The following is a 21054-nucleotide window of genomic DNA, read 5'->3' as shown; positions in this document are numbered from 1 at the left end:
ATATTAATTTTTTCTCTTTAAACCCACACACCATGTCCGTCAAAATCCAAACACGTTCCATTAATCCGACTGTTTTCAACGACTTGCTCACTGCCGGTACCGATCCTTTGATTGCGCGGCTATGTGCTGCGCGTGATGTGCAAAGTCCGGCTGAGTTGGACGACAAGCTTGCTGCGCTTTTGCCGTATCAAACGCTGACAAACTGCGAAGCCGCCGCCGGCCGTTTGGCAGATGCGGTCGAGCGCAAGGAAAAAATCCTGATTGTCGCCGACTACGATGCCGACGGAGCGACGGCGTGTGCCGTCGGTATGAGCGGTTTGGCGGCGATGGGGGCGAAAGTGGATTTTCTTGTGCCCAACCGATTTGAACACGGCTACGGTTTAACGCCAGAGCTGGCTGAAATCGCGGCAGAACAAGGTGTGGATTTATTGGTAACGGTGGATAACGGTATCGCCAGCATTGCAGGCGTGGCGCGTGCGCAGGAGTTGGGTTTGGATGTGATTGTGACCGACCACCATCTGCCTGCCGAGACCGTACCCGACTGCATCATTGTCAATCCGAACCAAAAAGGCTGCGGTTTCCAAAGCAAAAGCTTGGCGGGCGTGGGCGTGATTTTTTATGTATTGATGGCTTTTCGTGCCGAACTGCGCCACCGCAATTATTTTTCAGACGGCCTGAAAGAGCCGAATCTGGGCGACTTCTTGGATTTGGTCGCACTCGGCACCGTCGCCGACGTCGTCCCCCTCGACCACAACAACCGTATCCTCGTGTCGCAAGGTTTGAAACGGATGCGTTCGGGCAAGATGCGCCCCGGTATCCGCGCTTTGTTTGAAGTGGCGCGGCGCGATTGGCGCAAGGCGCAGCCGTTTGATATGGGCTTTGCGTTGGGGCCGCGCATTAACGCCGCCGGACGGCTGGACGATATGTCGGTCGGTATTGCCTGTCTGTTGGCGCAAGATGATGCCGAAGCGCAGGAACTGGCAGCTCAGTTAAACAACCTCAATATCGAGCGCCGCGAAATCGAGCAGTCTATGCTGCAAGATGCGCTGAATGATTTTCCTGAAACCTTGCCTCCAGGTCAGACGACTTTGGTGGCGTATCGCGACGACTTCCATCAAGGCGTGGTCGGCATCGTGGCCAGCCGCCTCAAAGACCGTTTTTATCGTCCGACCATCGTGTTTGCGCCTGCCGACAACGGCGAAGTGCGCGGTTCGGGTCGCTCCATTCCCAATCTGCACCTGCGCGATGCTTTGGACTTGGTGTCCAAACGCCATCCCGATTTGATTTTGAAATTCGGCGGACACGCAATGGCGGCGGGTTTGAGCATACTTGAACACAATATTCCCGCGTTTCAGACGGCCTTTGAAGAAGCCGTGCGCGAGATGGTGTGCGAAGACGATTTGTCGCAAACCTTCATCACCGACGGCAGCCTGCCTGCACGCGACATTACGCTGGAACAGGCGCAGAACCTTGCCAAACACGTTTGGGGGCAGGGCTTCGCGCCGCCGAGTTTTACCGATGAATTTCACGTCATCCGCCAGCAGCCGTTGGGCGCGGAAGGCAAACACAAAAAAGTCTGGCTGCAAAAAGACGGCTACGAATTTGAAGCCATGTTTTGGCGTTGCAGCGAAGACATTCCCGAATACATCCGCACGGTGTACCGCCCCGTTGCTAACGAATGGCGGAATAACCTCGAATTGCAGCTTTATATCGACTACTGGGAAGCCGCGTAAGTAAAGGCCGTCTGAAAAATGAAGAAACAAAAACCTTGGCTCGGCTTTTCATTGGCGCTGCTTGCCACCATGACTTGGGGCTCGCTGCCGGTTATCGCCCAACAGGCATTAAAAGCCGTCGATGCGCCCACGCTGGTGTGGATACGCTTTTTAGTGGCTTCGCTGGTGTTGTTTGCGTTGTTGGGGCTGACCGGCAAGCTGCCGAGGCCGTCTGAATTTTCGAAGCAAACCTTATTTTTATTGGTGCTGGGCATTATCGGTATTTCTGCCAACTTTGTTCTTGTTGCCATGGGTTTGCACTATATTTCGCCGACAACCACGCAGGTATTGTGGCAGCTCTCGCCCTTTACCATGATTTTGGTCGGCGTTGGCGTGTTTAAAGAAGCCTTTACGCATTGGCAAAAAATCGGCTTGATGCTTTTACTGACGGGTTTGGTCATGTTTTTCAACGACAAATTTGGCGAACTTTTCAGCTTGGGCAGCTACGCGGTCGGCGTGATGATGGCGGCTTCGGGCAGCATGATTTGGGTGTGCTACGGCGTGGCGCAAAAACTTCTGTCCAAACATTTCAATTCGCAACAAATCCTGTTGATGATTTATTTTTGCAGCAGCTTTGTTTTCCTGCCGTTTGCCGAACCATCGCAAATCGCCCATATCGGCAATCCGTTTTTATGGGGCTGCTTTATCTATTGCTGCCTGAACACGCTGATCGGCTACGGTTCATTCGGCGAAGCGCTCAACCATTGGGACGCTTCAAAAGTCAGTATCGTCACCACGCTGATTCCTGTATTCACCATGATATTTTCCACCATCGGCCATCATCTCGCCCCCGATTATTTTGCCGCTTCGGATATGAATATCGTCAGCTATGTGGGTGCCATGGTGGTTGTGGCCGGGGCATTGCTGGCTGTAGCTGGAGAGAAAGTGATGGGGCTTTTTTTGAGAAAGATATAAAGCATTTATTGCGAAACAGAATAAACAAGGCCGTCTGAAACAGGTTTCAGACGGCCTTTATATTTTCTAAATCAGATTACTGTGAATCACCGAATCAATAGAAGCCTTCGCGTTCTTCACGGGTGCTGATGTAGATGTTTTTCACTTGGGTGTAGGCGGCGAGCATCATTTTGTGGGTCTCGCGGCCGATACCTGAAGTTTTGTAGCCGCCAAACGGCGCACCGGCAGGCAGGCGGTTGTAGCAGTTTACCCAAACGCGGCCGGTTTCCAATGCGTTGGAAACGCGCAGGCAGCGGTTGATGTCGGTACTCCACACTGCGCCGCCCAAGCCGTATTCGCTGTCGTTGGCCATTTTGATGACTTCTTCTTCGGTTTTGAATTTAATCACGGTGGCAACCGGGCCGAAGATTTCTTCTTGGGAAACACGGGCTTCGTTGCTGGCCTCAATCAAAGTCGGTTCGACAAATTCGCCTTTGCCCAATTCGCCTTCGATTTTTTTACCGCCGGTAATGATGCGGCAGCCTTCTTGTTCACCGATTTTGACGTATTTCAAAATGGTCTCGAGTTGACCGGCATTGACTTGCGAACCCATTTGGGTGTCGTCTTCCCAAGGCAGGCCGACTTTGATTTTTTTGAATTCTTCAGCCAACGCATTGACGAATTTGTCGTAAATGCCTTCTTGTACAAAAATGCGCGAACCGGCGCAGCACACTTGACCTTGGTTGAACAAAATACCTTTTTGCGCGCCTTCGAGGGCTTTGTCGAAAGGCATATCGTCAAAGAAGATGTTGGCAGATTTTCCGCCCAATTCCAAAGTGGACGGAATCAGCAATTCGGCGGCGGCGATACCGACGCGGCGGCCGACTTCGGTTGAGCCGGTAAAGGCCAGTTTGTTGAAGCCTTTGTGGTGGAGCATGTATTCGCCGGATTTGGAACCGCGGCCGGTAATCACGTTCAACACGCCTTTAGGCAGCAAGTGGTTGATTTTTTGAGCGAGGGACAACAGGCTCAATGAAGTGCTGGAAGAAGGGTGGATGACGATGGTACAACCTGCGGCCAATGCCGGAGCGATTTTCCATGCGGCCATCAAGAATGGAAAGTTCCAAGGAATGATTTGGCCGACAACGCCGATCGGTTCGCGCAAAACGATGGATAGGTCTTCGGCGTCAAGCTGGGTTGCCGTGCCTTCTTCGCCGCGGATGACGCTGGCGAAATAGCGGAAATGGTCGGAAGCCAAAGGTACGTCGGCGGCGCGGGTTTCGCGGATGGGTTTGCCGTTGTCCAAGGTTTCTTGCAGGGCGAACAATTCGGCGTTTTCGTCAATCACATCGGCGATTTTATTCAAAATGGCCGCGCGTTCGGCAGTCGTGGTTTTACGCCATGTTTTGAATGCTTCTTGGGCAGCGGCCACGGCAGCATCGACATCGGCGTCAGATGCGTCTGTGAACTTGGCCAATTCATCGCCATTGGCAGGGTTGTAAGAGGATAAAAGTTTGCCTTCGCTACCTTTCGTCCATTCGCCGTTGATTAAAAGGCCGTATTCTTTATCAAACACATTTAAATCTTTTGCCATAATGCTGTCTCCTTAATGAATGGGAATAGGTGTTTTGACACCATGAAAAACAGCTTATGCTTTTTTCTTTTTAAGTTCAAGTACTAAAAATGAGAATATTCTCAAAATTTACATTTACAATGTTATCTCATGTAGCAGGCCGTCTGAAAAATAAAGGATTTGATTGAAATGAAAGTCCATTTGTTAATGTATTTAAAGATTTATACGGCTTAAATAGATTTTGTTATGGTATAACATTATAACTTATTGTTTTAAAAAAGATTATGGGTTGACGGCTTCGGATATGGGGAGTATTCTCATTCATAGCTAAATAGTTTTTCAACACCCTAGGAGACGCTCCATGAAAATGCATGCTGTGGTAGTAAACAAAGATGTAGCAGGTGATGTAGAAGTTGTTGAACGCGAACTGCGTCCGCTGGAATACGGCGAGGCGTTGGTGGAAGTCGAGTATTGCGGCGTTTGCCACACCGACTTGCACGTTGCGGCAGGCGATTACGGCGACAAACCGGGTCGCGTGTTAGGACACGAAGGCATCGGTTTGGTTAAAGAAGTTGCCGACGGTGTGAAAAATCTGAAAGTCGGCGACCGTGTCAGCATTGCATGGCTGTTCCAAAGCTGCGGTTCTTGCGAATACTGCAATACCGGCCGCGAAACCTTGTGCCGCTCCGTATTGAACGCAGGCTATACTGCCGACGGCGGCATGGCAACCCACTGTATCGTGAGTGCCGATTACGCGGTCAAAGTTCCTGAAGGTTTGGATCCTGCGCAAGCTTCCAGCATTACTTGTGCCGGCGTAACTACTTATAAAGCGATTAAAGTTTCCGGCGTTCGTCCGGGCCAATGGATTGCGATTTACGGCGCAGGCGGTTTGGGCAACTTGGCGGTTCAATACGCGAAAAAAGTATTCGGCGCACACGTTGTCGCCATCGACATCAACGATGAAAAACTGGCATTCGCTAAAGAAAGCGGCGCTGATTTAGTCATCAATGCCGCCAAAGAAGATGCGGCTCAAGTCATCCAAGAGAAAACCGGCGGCGCACACGCAGCCGTTGTGACAGCCGTATCCGCTGCCGCCTTCAATTCAGGCGTTAACTGTGTCCGCGCCGGCGGCCGTGTCGTTGCAGTCGGCTTGCCGCCTGAGTCTATGGATTTGTCTATCCCACGTTTGGTATTGGACGGCATCGAAGTGGTCGGCTCTCTGGTTGGTACCCGCAAAGATTTGGAAGAAGCATTCCAATTCGGGGCAGAAGGTTTGGTTGTGCCTAAAGTCGAATTGCGTGCTTTGGATGAAGCGCCTGCCATCTTCCAAGAAATGCGCGAAGGTAAAATTACCGGCCGTATGGTGATTGATATGAACAAAGAGTGCAGTTGCATTCATCACTAATCAAATGATTCCGTGACAAAAAGGCCGTCTGAACAATTTCAGACGGCCTTTTTTATTGGATTGGATAACTTAAAGCGCAAAACCGCTTTCAAATACGCGGATTTCTCCACTGACAGGATCGATAAACTCTATTTTTTTAGCCAGAAGTTTTAAAGGTTTGTCGTAGTCTTCATCACCGGCCGCCAATGGGGTAGGGTAAAGCGCATCGTTCATCAGCGGCATATTCAAACTCATCATATGCACGCGGAGCTGGTGTTTCTTTCCGGTATGCGGCGTGAGGCGGTAGAGGCTGAAGGCGCCGCGGTTTTCGATAAGCTCGATGGTTGTGTGGGCGTTGGGTTCGCCTTCCGTTTCACGCGTGAGAAAGAATTTTTCGCCGCGTTCCATTCGGGATGAAATATCCAGCGGATAGTCCAAATCCGTCCGCGTCGGCGCCACCGCTTCATAGGTTTTTCGGACGGTTTTTTCTTGGAACATGGTCTGATAACCACGACGCGTGGCAGGGTTGAGCGAAAGCAGCATAACGCCTGCCGTATCTTTGTCCAAGCGATGAATCGGCGTAATGTCTTCAACATTCAAATGCTGCAATTCCGGCCGCAGACGCAGGCGCGTGAGCAAGGTTTCCCGCAAAAACCTGCCGCTGGGGATGACGGGCAGAAAATGCGGTTTGTCCACTACAATCAAATGCTCGTCAATATGCAAAATCTTTTCTTCAAACGGAATACGCGGCTCGCTCTCACGGCTGGTTTCACGGTAATAAAACATCGTCTTGCCGGGTTCGAACAAGGTATTCTCATCAAACGGCACGCCATCCGCGCCCACCACAAAACCGCTGTTCAGCCGCCGCCGCCAGTTTTCTTCGCCGACAAAGGGAAAATGAGCGCATAGAAAATGCAGCAGCGGCAAGCCGTAAAACTGCTTTTCATGCGGCAAAACCAAGTAGCTGGGTTTGACACCGTCTAAAAGGGGGAGGGGATTGGTACATTTTTTCATGCGGCGGATTGTACTCGGTTTTTAGGATTTTTTCAGACGGCCTTGTTTATATGGAAAATAAACTTCTAATAATAGATATGTATTGATGCAGGTTTTGTGTTTAAATAGCCTCTATAAATGGAACCAGATAAACTGGTTTTGTTTGAGCTTGCTTTTATGGCATGAATTAAAGAAATGATAAAGAAGCAATTTTTGAGAAAAGGAGAATATTATGCAGAGAAAAATCGGCATAATCATCATGTTATCCGTATTTTCCGTATCCTCTATGGCGGGAGGGGAAGTTCAGCTTGGCAAGAGTAAGGCATACGATAATGAGTATGAACTTGTGGCAGAGCATGAAGTCAATGAAGAAGGTTCACAATTAAATCAAGACGAGTATGCCGCACATCCAATACGCAACGATAGCGGCGTCATGCAGTCAGGAAAAGCAGCTTCAGGCAGACAAGCTGTTTCCCAATACGGAAAACCTAATTTGCCGCCTGTCCGCTTAAATCCGCATCCTTCACGACCTTGATTTCAAAATCAAAGGGTTGCTTCATTTGTTTCGGCAGCCCTTTTGTTTTGTCGGCTCACTCACATTTTTGTTTGCGCAAAACAAGTTTGTAATCGGTTTTGATGCTGGTTTGATCGCCAATCATCTTAAAATCATCTATTAAACAACGGTTTTTCGTATATTTCAACGTGAAATCTGCACCGACCCTATGGCCGTCAAATTGTTTAAATGTTGCCGGACGGTATAGGGAGAAGTGACCTTGATTTGCAAAGTTTTATGGAAGTTATCAGGATGATCCTGACCAAAGCCCAAGTAGTAATGTATCGGCATGTCACATCCCATCTCCATATCGGGTTGCTTACGGATATTTGTGTCGAATTTATTGAATTGTCGGATGATTTTTTGCAATTCAAGCGTAGTAACACGATTGTGTTCAGAGCCTAAATCCACTTTGGTCAGGTAAACCTTTTTGACTAAATCTATTTTCGTTTGATTATTTGTGGCCTTATTTGTAGCCATTGCTTGGGAGAAAAAGGGAGGGTAGTTTTTTCATATTGGGCAACTACTGGATGCTGAATCCCAATATCTCCTTCGCCGCCAACGACAGGATCAGCCTCACAGGCGGCATCCAATGGCTGGGCAAGCAGCCCGACCGTCTGGACGGCAAAAAAGAATCCGCAAGGAATACATCTACCTACGCCCATCTCGGCGCAGGCTTCGGCTTCTCCAAAGCCACGTCTTTAAACGCATCCGCACGTTTCAACGCTTCAGGGCAGAGCAGCTCCGAACTGAAATTGGGCGTACAGCATACGTTTTAAGCAGATTTTGATTTTCCAACGTTGTAATCCAAAGGAGTTGTTATGAAAAAACAAATCACCGCAGCCGTGATGATTTGACGATGATTGCCGCTCCGGCGATGGCAAACGGCTTGGACAATCAGACATTTGAAAACCAAGTATTCCATACGCGGGCAGATGCGCCGATGATGCAGTTGGCGGAACTGTTGTCGTAAGAGATGAGAGAGACTGAGTGGGCTTTTGCTCCTTGGGTAGCCGGCGGTATTACAGGAGGCATATGGGGAGGTGCCGGCTATGCATGGGGTGCCTATCAGGGTCATTACAAATGGGACAATGCCAAATGTGCAGGTAACGTAGCAACAGGTGCTGTCATTGGCACATCATTTGGTACTGTGGGGGCAATTGCCAGTGGAGGAGTCAAATTTATTCCCAGCCTGACAAATGCAGGAGCAAACATATGGAGAGTAAATAGTACACTTGCCAACAATGGTGCAAATCGCGTATGGTGTAGATAAATCATAACAAACAGGTAATGAATTAAAGACATTACCTGTTTTTACAGAAACTTTTAAAATGGATGATTTGATTGCAGCTTTTTTAGGCTATTTATCAGGTAAATATAGCGAAGGGAAAATAAGCAGATTAAAAATATCTCTAACGGCAGGAAGTATTTTCTTTGCAGTATTCTTTATTCATGACCTGATAATTTTTATTATTGATGGAAATAAGGAAAATCTTTGGAATTTTATTACTGAGATAATGAAAGATTTATTTTTATTTTCCTGTTCTGTTATCTTATTATGTTATTTTTTGTTATTTATTGCCGAAACAGTTGGGGAAATAATGAATAAAATTAAATAAAATATTTGAAGAATAAGCTAACCGGTATGGCCATTAAGAAAAAAAACCTAAGTTTTTGATTTTTAATAATTTTATTAATTATTTATCTTGGGTTTGAAATACTGCAATCAGGAGGCTAAAACTTTCATTATAATGGTAAGCATATATTTCATTATTTTAATTTCATCAAAAAATGAAATTCAAGATTATGCATACCGCCAATAGTTTTCTTGATTGTTTTGTATATTTATCTGATATATCAACATCTCTCTATCTTATTCCGAAATTTATTGTTGAAACTTGCATTAAAAACTATACAATATTATGAAAAACAAATATATTTTAATAAAACAGCAATTGGTATAACTGCCATATTTATATTTTATCTTATAATTCAAGAAAGCAGCGGCAAAACTGAAAAACCATCATATTTCTTGATGGCCATGTTTCTAAACTCGCTTTGGTTTGAAGAAAATAAAACAGTTATGGCTGCCGTTACGGCAATGATTGCCGTCTACTTTATATTTGTTGCACTATCCGATTAATAAGCAAACAAAAAAGGCTGCTTGGAAATTTCAGGCAGCCTTTCAGGAGGATTTTGATGGAACATTATCTCCTCCCCAAGAATTTGTTATGAAAAAAAACAAATCACCGCAGCCATGATGATTCTGACGATGATTGCTCCCGCAATGGCAAACAGCTTCGACAATCAGACATTTGAAAGCCAAGTGTTCCACACGCAGGCAGATACGCCTATGCAGTTGGCGGAGCTTTCTCAGAAGGAGATGAAGGAGGCTGAAGGGGCGATGGCGCCGTTGGTGGCACTTGGGTATTTAACTATGATAGGTACTTTTGTTGCTGCAAGATATGCTACCCCAGTAGTTCGAGGGCTCATATTTTTTATGGACGCCAATTGGCTAAGACTCCAAAATAATTAGAATTTGTTGCGGGCTTGGGCAATAATTGCCCAAGCATATTGTGTATTTTAAGAGGGGTAGCGATGATAATTGAATTTGAAATTGATAGTACTAATAACGAGCAGGTTTCTTTTTTAAAAAATAGCCGTTGGTCAAGTTCTGAAATTATAAGAAAATTTCCAAATAATAAATTATTTTTTTCAAAAAATACGCTGCATTATAATAATGCGGACAAATTACTGTGCAGAACAGTCATTTTTCCGGAAGGGACGATTCTTTCCTACGAAGAGAATTCTAAAAAATTTAATTTACAGGTAAAAAATGCACAAAAAAATAATATTAAGTTGCAAGGTGGATATACACCTTCCACCGAACTGGTTCATGTAGTTCATAATCTTTGCTTGTTAGGAAATGTAGTTCTCCGTATCATAGGAGATAATACTGATCTGAATAATATGGAAAAAATAGAACTTAATTTTGAGAAGTTTGATAAGTATTTTTTTATATCGGAAGATATGGAAATAGTGTTTATAAATAAATAAACCAATTTCCAACCAAACCTGCTATCGGTTTGGTTGGAAGCAAGAGGAGGTAAGGTAGTGTTTCCTGTTATTTTCTTTTCGACATTGGGCTGTATTTTAGTATGGATAAAAGATATGCCTAAAATAAAATCAAAAAAAATTTTGGGAAGATCCTTATATATTATAGGAATAATAAATGTAATAATCGGCTATGTATTAATTAAAAATATATTAGTTTCTGTTTCGGATGAAGTTGGAATAAAATATCTTGCAATATATTTATCAAATATTTTTTTTTGGACAATCCTGATGATGGTATTCGTAAAAAGACTGTCTAAGAAGCGGTAAGGGCAGTAGGTCATGGTGCAACATGGTTTGCCCCTAATACCTGTTATATCCCTTACTATTTATACTATTAAGAATAATTATGTAAGAGGTCGTCTGAAAACCTTTTCAGACGACCTTTTACATATATCTTTAGAATGTATGATGATGTTTAAACGTATTTTTCTGTCAGTGCCTATTGCCGTTTCTTTATCCAATCCTCTGAATGCTGCACCTATGTTTAATGATAATCCTGTTGTTTACGGAAAAATCAAAGTGCAAAGTTGGAAAGAGAGGCGCGATTTCAATATTGTGAAGCAGGATTTGGATTTTTCCTGCGGGGCGGCTTCGGTGGCGACGCTTTTGAACAATTTTTACGGGCAAAAGCTGACGGAGGAAGAAGTGTTGAAAAAGCTGGATAAGGAACAGATGCGCGCGTCGTTTGAGGATATGCAGCGCATCATGCCTGATTTGGGTTTTGAGGCGAAAGGCTATGCCCTGTCTTTCGAGCAACTCGCGCAGTTGAAAATCCCCGTCATCGTGTATTTGAAATACCGCAAGGATGATCATTTCTCGGTATTGCGCGGCATAGACGGCAATACGGTTTTGCTTGCCGACCCGTCGCTGGGTCATGTTTCCATGAGCAAGGCGCAGTTTTTAGATGCTTGGAAAACCCGTGAGGGAAATTTGGCAGGTAAGATTTTGGCTGTCGTACCGAAAAAAGCGGAGACGATTTCAAATAAATTGTTTTTTACACATCATCCCAAGCGTCAGACGGAATTTGCAGTCAAACAAATCAGGCTACGGCGTGTAGAGTGAGTCAAAGGCCGTCTGAAAACTTTTTCAGACGGCCTTTTGATTTGTTCCCAATCTCACAAACCCTTAAAAATCAGCTATAATGCCCAACTATTTGATTTTCGCTTATCCCATATTGAAATGGCACAAAAAATTCAATCTGTAAAAGGTATGAACGACCTTTTACCTGTCGAACAAAAAGATTTCAAACTGACGGCTGCGTTTTGGCAGGCGTTTGAAGATACGGTCGGCCGTTGGACACGCGCTTACGGCTATCAGCAAATCCGTACGCCGATTGTCGAGCAAACCGGTTTGTTTGTCCGCTCCATCGGCGAGGAAACCGATGTGGTCGGCAAGGAAATGTACACCTTCTCCGATTCAAACGATTCTTTGAGTTTGAGCCTGCGCCCTGAAGGTACGGCTTCTTGTCTGCGTGCGGTGGTCGAACACAACCTTCTGTACAACAGCCCGCAAAAGCTGTGGTATATGGGGCCAATGTTCCGCCGCGAGCGTCCGCAAAAAGGCCGTTATCGTCAGTTCCATCAGGTCGGTATCGAGGCTTTGGGTTTTGAAGGGCCGGATATTGATGCGGAAATCATCGCGATGTCTGCCGACTTATGGGAGAAATTGGGTATTCGCGAATACCTGACTTTGGAAATCAACAGCTTGGGCAACCGTGAGGAACGCGCGGCACACCGTGCGGCATTGGTTGAATATTTGACCCGCTATGAGGCGCAACTGGATGAAGACAGTAAACGCCGTCTGAAAACCAATCCTTTGCGCGTTTTGGATACGAAAAATCCTGATTTGCAGGAAATCTGCAACGCGGCGCCGCGTCTGGTGGATTACTTGGGCGAGGCTTCGCAAAACCACTATGCACGCTTCAAGGCGATGTTGGACGGTTTGGGTATTCAATATATTGAAAATCCGCGCTTGGTCCGTGGTTTGGATTATTACAATCAGACGGTTTTTGAGTGGACGACCGACAAACTCGGCGCGCAGGCGACTGTGTGCGGTGGCGGCCGTTACGATGGTTTGATTGAAGAACTTGGCGGTAAGCCTGCGCCGTCTATCGGCTTTGCGATGGGTATTGAGCGCCTGCTGCTTTTGGTGAGCGAATACGGCTCACTGGAAGTGAACGCCGCGCCTGATGTCTATGCAATGCACCAAGGCGAAGGTGCGGACTTGCAGGTGATGAAATACGCGCAAGCCTTGCGCGCTCAAGGCTTCAATGTGATGCAGCATTCCGGCTACCAAAGCCTGAAGGCGCAAATGAAAAAAGCAGACAATAGTGGCGCACGCTTTGCCCTGATTGTGGCTCAGGATGAGCTGGCAAACGGTACGGTTACCCTGAAAGATATGAAGGGCAAGCACGAACAACAAACTGTTGCCGCCGCTGATTTGACAGACACTTTACAACAATGGAAGAACGCATAAATGGCAGCCCATTTGGAAGAACAACAAGAGTTAGACAACTTTAAATATTTTTGGAAAAAAACCGGCCGTTGGATCTTTGCCTTGCTGATCGTGGCGGCTTTGGGGTATTTGGGTTACACCATTTACCAAGGCCAAAAAACTTCAAAAGATCAGGAAGCCGCCGCCGTATTGGCGCAAATGGTGGAAAAGGCGCAGCAAAAAACCGACCCTAAAGCCATCAACGCCGATTTGGCCGAATTGCAAAAAAACTATCCTGATTCTATTTCGACAGCCCAAGCTACGTTGATGGTAGCGGCGACCGAGTTTGATGCCGGCCGTTATGATGTGGCGGAAGGTCATTTGAATTGGGTACTGAAAAACCAAAACGCACCGCTGGTTCAAGCTTTGGCAGCTCAGCGTTTGGGCGTTGTCCTCTTGCAGCAGAAAAAATACGATGCCGCCATCAATGCCCTGAATACTCAGGTTGAGGCTGATTTCGAGCCTTTGATGCTGGAAACCAAAGGCGATGTTTACGTTGCCCAAAATAAAACCAAAGAAGCCGTGCAAAGTTACGAAGCTGCTTTAAGCAAAATGCCGCAGACCGCAGTAGGCCGCGAATTGCTGCAAATGAAAATTGACAGCTTGAAATAAGTTTGTTTGAAATCAAGGCCGTCTGAAGTTGCAATGACTTTTCAGACGGCCTACACTTATCCTTATCAACCGTGTTTTTAATACACCTGCTTGTGTTCCGCTCCCGTTTTTAGGCGACACTTGACACAGAAAGACTCAATCATGAAACCAACCATCGCGCTTGTCGGCCGCCCCAATGTCGGCAAATCTACTTTATTCAACCGTTTGACGCGCACCAAAGACGCGCTTGTGCATGACCTGCCCGGCCTGACGCGTGACCGACATTACGGTCATGGCAAAGTCGGCAGCAAACCTTATTTGGTCATCGATACCGGCGGTTTTGAGCCGGTTGTGGACAGCGGCATTTTGCACGAAATGGCAAAACAGACCTTGCAGGCTGTCGATGAAGCCGATGCGGTTGTATTTTTGGTGGACGGCCGTACCGGCTTGACCCCGCAAGACAAAATCATTGCCGACCGTTTGCGCCAAAGCCCACGTCCTGTTTATTTGGCCGTGAATAAGGGCGAGGGCGGCAATAGGGCTGTGCTTGCCGCCGAGTTCTACGAGCTTGCCTTGGGCGACCCTTATGTGATTTCAGGTGCGCACGGCGATGGCGTGTATTATCTGATTGAAGATATTTTGGAAACCTTCCCCGAGCCTGAAAAGGAAGAGGAAGAAGCGAAACATCCTGTTTTTGCTGTAATCGGCCGTCCAAATGTCGGTAAATCAACCTTGGTAAACGCCATCCTCGGCGAAGAACGCGTGATTGCCTTTGATATGGCAGGCACGACGCGCGACAGTATCCATATCGATTTTGAACGCGAAGGCAAGCCGTTTACCATCATCGATACCGCAGGTGTGCGCCGTCGCGGCAAAGTGGATGAAGCAGTAGAAAAGTTCTCCGTTATCAAAGCCATGCAGGCAGTTGAAGCGGCAAACGTTGCCGTTTTGGTATTGGACGCGCAACAAGATATCGCCGATCAAGATGCGACGATTGCAGGTTTTGCTTTGGAAGCAGGCCGTGCTTTGGTGGTGGCAGTCAATAAATGGGACGGTATCAGCGAAGAGCGCCGAGAGCAAGTGAAACGCGATATCAACCGCAAACTGTATTTCCTTGATTTTGCTAAGTTCCACTTTATTTCTGCATTGAAAGAGCGCGGTATAGACGGTTTGTTTGAAAGCATTCAGGCTGCCTATAATGCGGCGATGATTAAGATGCCGACGCCGAAAATCACGCGCGTATTGCAAAGCGCGATCGAGCGTCAACAGCCGCCACGTGCTGGTTTGGTGCGTCCGAAAATGCGTTATGCCCACCAGGGCGGCATGAATCCGCCGGTGATTGTGGTTCACGGCAATTCGCTGCATGCCATTTCTGACAGCTACACACGTTATCTGACCCAAACGTTCCGCAAAGCCTTCAACCTGCAAGGCACGCCGCTGCGGATTCAATACAATGTTTCGGAAAACCCGTATGAAAATGCGGAAGACAAACCGAAGAAAAAACCGCTGCGCCGTGTCAGCCTGAGTAACCGTATTGAGAAACGCGAAGGCCGCAAGGAAGAGAAAAACCGCTTCAAGAAGAAAACCAAAGTCAGCGTGAAAAAACAATTCAGCAAATAAGCACAAAGGCCGTCTGAACAATTTCAGACGGCCTTTTTATAATGAAAAACAGCTTGTTAGAACTTCATGGCATATTTTCGATAGGATTTGCCGAATTTTAAAAAACATCAAATTTGAATTTGGAATTGTTGTGAATATGGAAATGAAACAGTCGGTTTGACGGGAAGTTCCCTTATTGCTGGATTCCTAAATGGTGTGATAGAAAAAAATAGTTGGTAATTTATCCTATTCGGGGCTACAATCCCATCAAACGCCGATTTTGGCGTCTTTACAATCATAATAATGGAGCTCAAGAATATGACAGCTAAAGGACAAATGTTACAAGATCCTTTTTTGAATGCGTTGCGTAAAGAGCACGTTCCGGTTTCAATCTACTTGGTAAACGGCATCAAGCTGCAAGGTCAAGTGGAATCATTCGACCAGTACGTTGTTCTGCTGCGTAATACTTCCGTCACTCAAATGGTTTACAAACACGCTATCTCAACAATCGTTCCTGCACGCGCAGTCAGCCTGCAACACGAAAACAAACAACCTCAAGCCGCTGCCGCAGCTGCTCCGGTTCAAGTTGAGACTGTGCAACAACCTGCCGAATAAATGATGTAACGCATTCCTGTTTTTCAATACCTTACCGCTTTTGCGGTAGGGTATTTTTATTTTCAGACGACCTTTATCATGCTGCTTGAAAACATTCTTCCCTTTGCACACTCCCTGTTACGACAAGCCTTAAAATCAGGCGGCCACGCTTTGGATGCGACGGCCGGAAACGGGCATGATACTTTGCTGTTGGCGCAGTTGGTTGGCGAGACGGGTAGGGTGTGGGCGTTTGATGTGCAATCTAAAGCACTGGCGCAAACCCAAGGCCGTCTGAAAGAAAACGGTGTAGATGGTCGGGTAGTCCTGATACATGACGGCCATGAAAACCTTTTGTCTTATATCGACGAGCCTCTAGATGCCGCAGTATTTAATTTCGGTTGGCTGCCAGGTGGCGATAAAAGCTGTACGACTGAAGCGGAAAGCAGCATCCGTGCGCTGACGGATACTTTGGGTTTGCTGAAAGAGGGCGGGCTTGCCGTGGCGGTATTGTATCCGGGGCATGAAGCCGGCCGAATAGAGGCTGAAGCGATTGTGCAATGGGCGGAAACTTTGCCGCAGGAAGCCTTTGCCGTGTTACGTTATGGCTTTGTCAACCGCCGCAATGCACCTCCCTATCTGCTGGCGATTGAAAAGTTGCGTCAGAAATAGATGTTTGCGGTAAAATAGCTGCTTTGTTTTTCAACCTTTAACATAAGAAACTGCCATGCAATATCTGTTTGTAAAATACAGCCATCAGATTTTCGTTGCCATTACCATCCTGTTGTTCAACATCCGTTTTTTCCTGCTCTGGCGTCATCCTGAGAAACCGTTGTCAGGCATTTGGAAAGCCATGCCGCATTTGAACGACACCATGTTGCTGTTTACCGGCTTGTGGCTGATGAAGATTACCCATTTTTCGCCGTTCAATGCGCCGTGGCTCGGCATGAAAATCCTGCTGTTGCTGGTTTATATTGTGTTAGGCATGATTATGATGCGTTCGCGTCCGCGTTCGCCGAAATTCTATATCATCTACGTTTTGGCCATGTCGTGTGTTGCCACGATTGTTTTCCTTGCCAAAACCAAAACGCTGCCGTTTTAAAAGAGGCCGTCTGAAATGTATCCGCATTTTGCCGTTATCGCTTTGGGCAGCAATCTTGCCAATCCTGCCGAACAGGTTCGCGCTGCTTTGGCCGAATTGGACGCGCATCCGCATATCCGGCTCGAAAAGACTTCTTCCTTGTATCTGACTGTGCCGGTCGGCTATGACGATCAGCCAGATTTTGTGAACGCGGTTTGTGCGGTGAAAACATCATTGGACGGCGTAGCGCTGTTGGCAGAGTTAAACCGCATCGAGGCCGAATTCGGGCGCGAACGTACCTTCCGCAATGCGCCGCGCACCTTGGATTTGGACATTATCGATTTTGACGGTATCCGCGGCGATGACCCGCATCTGACCTTGCCGCATCCGCGCGCGCATGAGCGCAGTTTCGTTATGTTGCCTCTGGCCGAAATCCTTCCGGATTTCGAGTTGGGCGAGCATGGCCGTGCGGCTGATTTGGCTCAGGCTTTGGGCGGACAGGGTATTCGCCTGCTGAAAGAATAAGGGCCGTCTGAAAAACGGACTAAAACAAGAAAGGGCGTGTTGGACACGCCTTTTTTGCTATAAAATATTGTTGGGAAACACATTACAAAGAGTTACTATGAATCCTCGTTATATTGTTGTCGAAGGCGCCATCGGTAGCGGCAAGACTGCTTTGAGCCGCCGCTTGGCAGAGCATTTCAGTGCGTTGCTGTTGTCGGAGAATCCGGATCACAATCCGTTTCTCATAAAGTTTTACAGCAATGTTTCCAATAATGGCTTGGCTGCCGAACTTTTCTTCCTGATGCGCCGCGCTGAAAGCGTGAATATTATTGAAGACCAATGTGCGCAAGGCGGAATGGTTGTGGCTGATTTTTTGCCGGAAAAAGACCGTATTTTTACGCCTATCGTTTTGAATGATGACGAGCAGCAGCTTTTTGCCGATATGAAGCAACGTATTCTGCCGCAATACGCAGAGCCCGATGTGGTGATTTATCTGCAAACAGCCGTCGAAAACAACCGCAAACGTCTGCAAAAACGTCACGAAGGCATTATCAGCTTGTTCCCCGAAGGCTATTTGGGACGGGTGCATGACGAATACAGCCATTTCTTCCATTTGTATCAAAGCGCGCCTTTGCTGACCGTCAATGCCGATGAGTTGGATTTGGCCGGCAATGACGACCACTTCCAGCTTTTGTTGCGCGCATTGGAAGATTTTCAAGGTACGCGCAGTTATTTGAATTTAAGCGAAAAATAAACGAAGGCTAGGTTTAGGCCGTCTGAAAGGAATAATATGTCAAAATATCAATTCACACTCCCATCTTCTTCCGGTAGCGATTTTAACTCCGCCGAACATTTGCCGTTGGTTGTCTATTTTTATCCTAAAGACAACACGCCCGGCTGTACCACCGAAGGCTTGGATTTCAATGCCCGATTGGAACAATTCAAAGCATTGGGCTATACCGTTGTCGGTATTTCGCGTGACGGCGTTAAATCGCATCAGAATTTCTGCGCTAAACAAGGCTTCCAGTTTGAATTGTTGAGCGATAAAGAAGAAACCGTCTGCAAACTGTTTGACGTGATCAAGCTGAAAAAGCTTTACGGCAAAGAATCCCTCGGCATTGAGCGCAGCACGTTTGTGTTGGACGAAAACGGCGAAATTGCCCATGAGTGGCGCAAAGTCAAAGTGGCCGGACACGCGCAGGAAGTTTTGGATACAATCTCTCAAGCCTCTTAAATAGGGCTTTGAAAACCTAAGGCCGTCTGAACGGATGTAAAGTTATGCCGTTCAGACGGCCTTTCAATACAGTTTGATGAGTATGGACGATTTAATAGACAAGCTGCTTGAATCCCTTTGGCTGCAAGACCGGCTCAGCCACAATACGCTGCAAAGTTACCGCCGTGATTTGGTTAAAATCGCAGAGCGTTTGGCCGAGTGCGGGCAGGATTGGTTGAGTGCTGATGAATTTGCCCTGTCTGATGCCGTGTATGCGGAGGGGGAAAAAAGCACGTCCCAAGCGCGGGCATTGTCGGCTTGCAAGCGTATGTACGGCTGGTTGGAAGAAACAGGCCAAAGAGCAGACAATCCCACCCGTTTTCTCAAGGCGCCGAAATCGGAACGCAAACTGCCCACGCTGATTACCGAAGCCCAAATCGACGCACTGCTGGCTGCGCCGGATGTGGAAACGCCGCATGGACTGCGCGACAAAGCCTTGCTTGAAGTCATGTATGCAACAGGTTTGCGCGTGACCGAAGCCGTCAAATTGACGCTCAGCGATATCGATTTACATCGCGGCAGTATCCGTACCATAGGCAAGGGCGACAAATTGCGTCTGGTTCCGTTGGGACAGGAAGCGGCATATTGGGTGGAACGCTATTGCAACGAATCGCGTCCGTTGTTGCTGAAAAACAAAATTTGCGACGAAGTATTTGTCAGCCAGAAACGCAGCGGCATCAGCCGTCAGCTTGCATGGATGATAGTCAAAGAATATGCCGAAGCGGCCGGTATTGCTTCGCTCAGCCCACACGGTTTGCGCCATGCTTTTGCCACGCATTTGGTCAATCACGGCGTCGATTTGCGTTCGGTCCAGATGATGTTGGGACATTCCGATATCAACACCACGCAGATTTATACCCATGTTGCCAATATCCGTTTGAAAAACATGGTCGATGAACACCATTCCCGTTCATAAATAAAGGCGGCATCTCGAAGATGCCGCTTTTTGTTATTGAGGCCGTCTGAAAGGTTATCAAAATTTAAAATTATAAAATATCAATCATAATATAAAATTTCATAGAAAAATTTCAAAACAAAAGGACAGTGCCAATATTGCAATGCAAACCGTTTTTATTTATATTTACGTTCAAGAATAAATCCTACTCTCAATTACAGAGGGTAACAAAATTATTGGAGCACATCATGTTTGTCTGCATCTGCAACGCCATTACTGACCACGACATCAAAGAGACCATCGCCGCCGGTGCAACCACCATGAGCGATTTGCAGGCTCAATTGGGCGTGGCGACTTGTTGCGGTTGCTGCGGCGAATTGGCTGCATCGTTTTTGACAGCAAGCAGTGCCCAAAATACCGTGACTGCAGGTATTAACGTTCAGTCTTAATTTCAGAATACACACAAAGGCCGTCTGAAGGCGTTATCTCGCGCCTGTTCAGACGGCCTTTGTTATGCCTGTATGGTTTGGCGGCATTTTGCTATACAATGGCCGCTTTTGTCCCTCCGAGAGTAACCGCCATGAAACTGACCTTGATGTTTCGGGAATATTGCAGCCTGTGCCACAAAATGCGCGAACAATTAAAGCCTTATCAGGAGCAGTTTGGATTTGAACTGGATATTGTTGATGTCGATGCCGATCCGGTTTTAGAAGAAAAGTACAATGAGCTGGTGCCTGTTTTGCTGGATGGCGATACCGAAATTTGCCATTGGTTTTTGGACGAGGAAAAACTGAAAGCGCATTTGAGTGCATAACAAACTGTTGACTATATTGTATTTCAGACGGCCTTTGGCTATTTATGCTGTCTGAACATTGATTTTATTATGACTGAAAAACTTTCTCCCGATGCGCTGATTGAAGCGGCGCTGTTGACACAAGTCGAACCCTTAAACGAAAAAGCCATGCGCGAATTGTGCGTGCCGCCGTTGTCGCAAGACAAGCTGATTGATGTGTTGGCGCAACTGAAGGCTCGCTGGCAGGACAGGGCTTTGCAACTGGTGCATACCCATGAGGGCTGGCGCTTCCAAATCGCCCAAGCCGCGTTTGAACGACTGGGCAGCCTGCAAGAGCAGCGCGCGCCGCGTTATTCCCGCGCCGTGATGGAAACGCTGGCGATTATTGCCTATCAGCAACCGGTAACGCGTGGCGATATCGAAGGCATACGCGGCGTGGCGGTGTCGCAAAATGTCATGCAAACCTTGCAGGATAGGGGCTGGATTGAAGTCATCGGCCACCGTGATTCTGTCGGCCGTCCGGCATTGTGGGCAACAACGGCAGCATTCTTAAGCGATTTGCGTTTGGAAAGTTTGGAAGAATTGCCGCCACTGACTGAATTGGGCGAGCTGGTGTTGCCTGATTTGATGGAAACGCCGCCGACAGGCGATGAGGAGGCTGAAGAAGCAGTAGAATCAGGAAGCAGACTGATTAACTGATTTGAATGTAAAGGCCGTCTGAAATAATTGTGTTTCAGACGGCCTTTGTGTTAGTTATTCTAGCGTTTTATAGTATTAAATGAACGCTTTATATCATTGAATAAGCCAGCCAGGGTAACAATATGGCGTGGTGCGTTTAGCAGTTTCTTAAAAAATAATTTGTTTAAAATAAATATCTTAGATAAATCATAAGAAAAATCTGATTTAAACTATAAAAAATCTTAGTTATAATCAGCTTATCTAAAGCTA

At 46.9% G+C, this 21054-nt stretch carries 25 protein-coding genes and 3 pseudogenes; 25 read left to right on the top strand and 3 right to left on the bottom strand.

Annotation, left to right across the window (positions count from 1 at the left end; genetic code table 11):
- Positions 1-32 precede the first annotated feature (32 nt).
- Entirely contained in the window at positions 33-1733 is a 1701-nt protein-coding gene (gene recJ / locus HMPREF3047_RS07670; RefSeq protein WP_070713063.1) for a single-stranded-DNA-specific exonuclease RecJ, read from the top strand.
- 18 nt (positions 1734-1751) lie between these two features.
- Positions 1752-2687, top strand: a complete 936-nt coding sequence (locus HMPREF3047_RS07665; protein ID WP_070713061.1) for a DMT family transporter — start codon at positions 1752-1754, stop codon at positions 2685-2687.
- 94 nt (positions 2688-2781) lie between these two features.
- Here HMPREF3047_RS07665 and HMPREF3047_RS07660 read toward each other — a convergent pair whose 3' ends face one another.
- The gene (locus HMPREF3047_RS07660; protein ID WP_070713058.1) at positions 2782-4260 is read right to left on the bottom strand and encodes an aldehyde dehydrogenase family protein; all 1479 of its coding nucleotides are present in this window, start codon (positions 4258-4260) and stop codon (positions 2782-2784) included.
- Positions 4261-4600: 340 nt separating this feature from the next.
- On the opposite strand from HMPREF3047_RS07660, the gene adhP reads away from it, so the two are divergent.
- Entirely contained in the window at positions 4601-5644 is a 1044-nt protein-coding gene (gene adhP / locus HMPREF3047_RS07655) for an alcohol dehydrogenase AdhP (RefSeq protein WP_083315957.1), read from the top strand.
- Positions 5645-5713: 69 nt separating this feature from the next.
- On the opposite strand, the gene HMPREF3047_RS07650 is transcribed toward adhP, so the two are convergent.
- Entirely contained in the window at positions 5714-6637 is a 924-nt protein-coding gene (locus HMPREF3047_RS07650) for an RluA family pseudouridine synthase (protein ID WP_070713055.1), read from the bottom strand.
- Between the two features lie 211 nt (positions 6638-6848).
- On the opposite strand from HMPREF3047_RS07650, the gene HMPREF3047_RS07645 reads away from it, so the two are divergent.
- The gene (locus HMPREF3047_RS07645) at positions 6849-7151 is read left to right on the top strand and encodes a hypothetical protein (protein ID WP_070713054.1); all 303 of its coding nucleotides are present in this window, start codon (positions 6849-6851) and stop codon (positions 7149-7151) included.
- A gap of 162 nt (positions 7152-7313) precedes the next feature.
- Here HMPREF3047_RS07645 and HMPREF3047_RS07640 read toward each other — a convergent pair whose 3' ends face one another.
- Positions 7314-7649: a hypothetical protein gene (locus HMPREF3047_RS07640; RefSeq protein WP_283122346.1), complete on the bottom strand. Its 336-nt coding sequence runs from the start codon at positions 7647-7649 to the stop codon at positions 7314-7316.
- Between the two features lie 38 nt (positions 7650-7687).
- Between HMPREF3047_RS07640 and HMPREF3047_RS07635 the strand changes: the two are divergent.
- The 21 genes and pseudogenes from HMPREF3047_RS07635 to HMPREF3047_RS07535 form a co-directional block, all read left to right on the top strand.
- Positions 7688-7948 (top strand): annotated as a pseudogene (locus HMPREF3047_RS07635) (meta-pathway of phenol degradation family protein); the annotation flags it as partial.
- 42 nt (positions 7949-7990) lie between these two features.
- A pseudogene (locus HMPREF3047_RS11315) lies at positions 7991-8211 on the top strand (hypothetical protein); the annotation flags it as partial.
- A gap of 289 nt (positions 8212-8500) precedes the next feature.
- The gene (locus HMPREF3047_RS07625) at positions 8501-8788 is read left to right on the top strand and encodes a hypothetical protein (RefSeq protein ID WP_070713047.1); all 288 of its coding nucleotides are present in this window, start codon (positions 8501-8503) and stop codon (positions 8786-8788) included.
- A 300-nt stretch (positions 8789-9088) separates the two neighbouring features.
- Positions 9089-9312, top strand: a pseudogene (locus tag HMPREF3047_RS07620) (hypothetical protein).
- A gap of 114 nt (positions 9313-9426) precedes the next feature.
- Entirely contained in the window at positions 9427-9705 is a 279-nt protein-coding gene (locus HMPREF3047_RS07615; RefSeq protein ID WP_070713043.1) for a hypothetical protein, read from the top strand.
- Between the two features lie 62 nt (positions 9706-9767).
- Positions 9768-10226, top strand: coding sequence for a hypothetical protein (locus HMPREF3047_RS07610; RefSeq protein WP_070713041.1), 459 nt, complete (start codon positions 9768-9770; stop codon positions 10224-10226).
- Positions 10227-10283: 57 nt separating this feature from the next.
- Positions 10284-10553, top strand: a complete 270-nt coding sequence (locus HMPREF3047_RS07605; RefSeq protein ID WP_070713038.1) for a hypothetical protein — start codon at positions 10284-10286, stop codon at positions 10551-10553.
- Between the two features lie 138 nt (positions 10554-10691).
- Positions 10692-11348, top strand: a complete 657-nt coding sequence (locus HMPREF3047_RS07600) for a C39 family peptidase (protein WP_070713036.1) — start codon at positions 10692-10694, stop codon at positions 11346-11348.
- A gap of 117 nt (positions 11349-11465) precedes the next feature.
- Positions 11466-12761: a histidine--tRNA ligase gene (gene hisS / locus HMPREF3047_RS07595; RefSeq protein ID WP_070713413.1), complete on the top strand. Its 1296-nt coding sequence runs from the start codon at positions 11466-11468 to the stop codon at positions 12759-12761.
- A complete protein-coding gene (locus HMPREF3047_RS07590) occupies positions 12762-13391 on the top strand; it encodes a YfgM family protein (RefSeq protein ID WP_070713034.1) in 630 nt (209 codons plus the stop codon).
- Positions 13392-13532: 141 nt separating this feature from the next.
- Positions 13533-14990, top strand: a complete 1458-nt coding sequence (der, locus tag HMPREF3047_RS07585) for a ribosome biogenesis GTPase Der (protein WP_049331367.1) — start codon at positions 13533-13535, stop codon at positions 14988-14990.
- A 297-nt stretch (positions 14991-15287) separates the two neighbouring features.
- On the top strand, positions 15288-15584 hold the full coding sequence (hfq, locus tag HMPREF3047_RS07580; protein ID WP_036493792.1) for an RNA chaperone Hfq: 297 nt from the start codon (positions 15288-15290) through the stop codon (positions 15582-15584).
- A 78-nt stretch (positions 15585-15662) separates the two neighbouring features.
- Positions 15663-16232 (top strand): tRNA 5-(aminomethyl)-2-thiouridylate-methyltransferase MnmM, encoded by a 570-nt coding sequence (locus tag HMPREF3047_RS07575; protein ID WP_070713031.1) that lies wholly within the window; start codon positions 15663-15665, stop codon positions 16230-16232.
- A 55-nt stretch (positions 16233-16287) separates the two neighbouring features.
- A complete protein-coding gene (locus tag HMPREF3047_RS07570; protein WP_070713027.1) occupies positions 16288-16662 on the top strand; it encodes a SirB2 family protein in 375 nt (124 codons plus the stop codon).
- A 15-nt stretch (positions 16663-16677) separates the two neighbouring features.
- Positions 16678-17166: a 2-amino-4-hydroxy-6-hydroxymethyldihydropteridine diphosphokinase gene (folK, locus tag HMPREF3047_RS07565; RefSeq protein WP_070713025.1), complete on the top strand. Its 489-nt coding sequence runs from the start codon at positions 16678-16680 to the stop codon at positions 17164-17166.
- Between the two features lie 97 nt (positions 17167-17263).
- Entirely contained in the window at positions 17264-17899 is a 636-nt protein-coding gene (locus HMPREF3047_RS07560; protein WP_070713023.1) for a deoxynucleoside kinase, read from the top strand.
- A 36-nt stretch (positions 17900-17935) separates the two neighbouring features.
- Complete coding sequence (locus tag HMPREF3047_RS07555) at positions 17936-18379, top strand: peroxiredoxin (RefSeq protein ID WP_070713021.1); 444 nt, start codon at positions 17936-17938, stop codon at positions 18377-18379.
- A gap of 76 nt (positions 18380-18455) precedes the next feature.
- Positions 18456-19334, top strand: a complete 879-nt coding sequence (xerD, locus tag HMPREF3047_RS07550) for a site-specific tyrosine recombinase XerD (RefSeq protein WP_070713019.1) — start codon at positions 18456-18458, stop codon at positions 19332-19334.
- 227 nt (positions 19335-19561) lie between these two features.
- Entirely contained in the window at positions 19562-19762 is a 201-nt protein-coding gene (locus tag HMPREF3047_RS07545) for a (2Fe-2S)-binding protein (RefSeq protein ID WP_003681978.1), read from the top strand.
- Between the two features lie 131 nt (positions 19763-19893).
- Positions 19894-20127: a glutaredoxin family protein gene (locus HMPREF3047_RS07540; protein ID WP_070461515.1), complete on the top strand. Its 234-nt coding sequence runs from the start codon at positions 19894-19896 to the stop codon at positions 20125-20127.
- A gap of 69 nt (positions 20128-20196) precedes the next feature.
- Entirely contained in the window at positions 20197-20805 is a 609-nt protein-coding gene (locus HMPREF3047_RS07535) for an SMC-Scp complex subunit ScpB (RefSeq protein ID WP_070713016.1), read from the top strand.
- The last annotated feature ends 249 nt before the right edge of the window (positions 20806-21054 follow it).

The organism is Neisseria sp. HMSC075C10 (genome assembly GCF_001815615.1).
Taxonomy (GTDB): Bacteria; Pseudomonadota; Gammaproteobacteria; order Burkholderiales; family Neisseriaceae; genus Neisseria; species Neisseria subflava_A.
The sequence above is the reverse complement of the archived record's forward strand: the minus strand, read 5'-3'. Positions and strand labels throughout refer to the sequence as shown.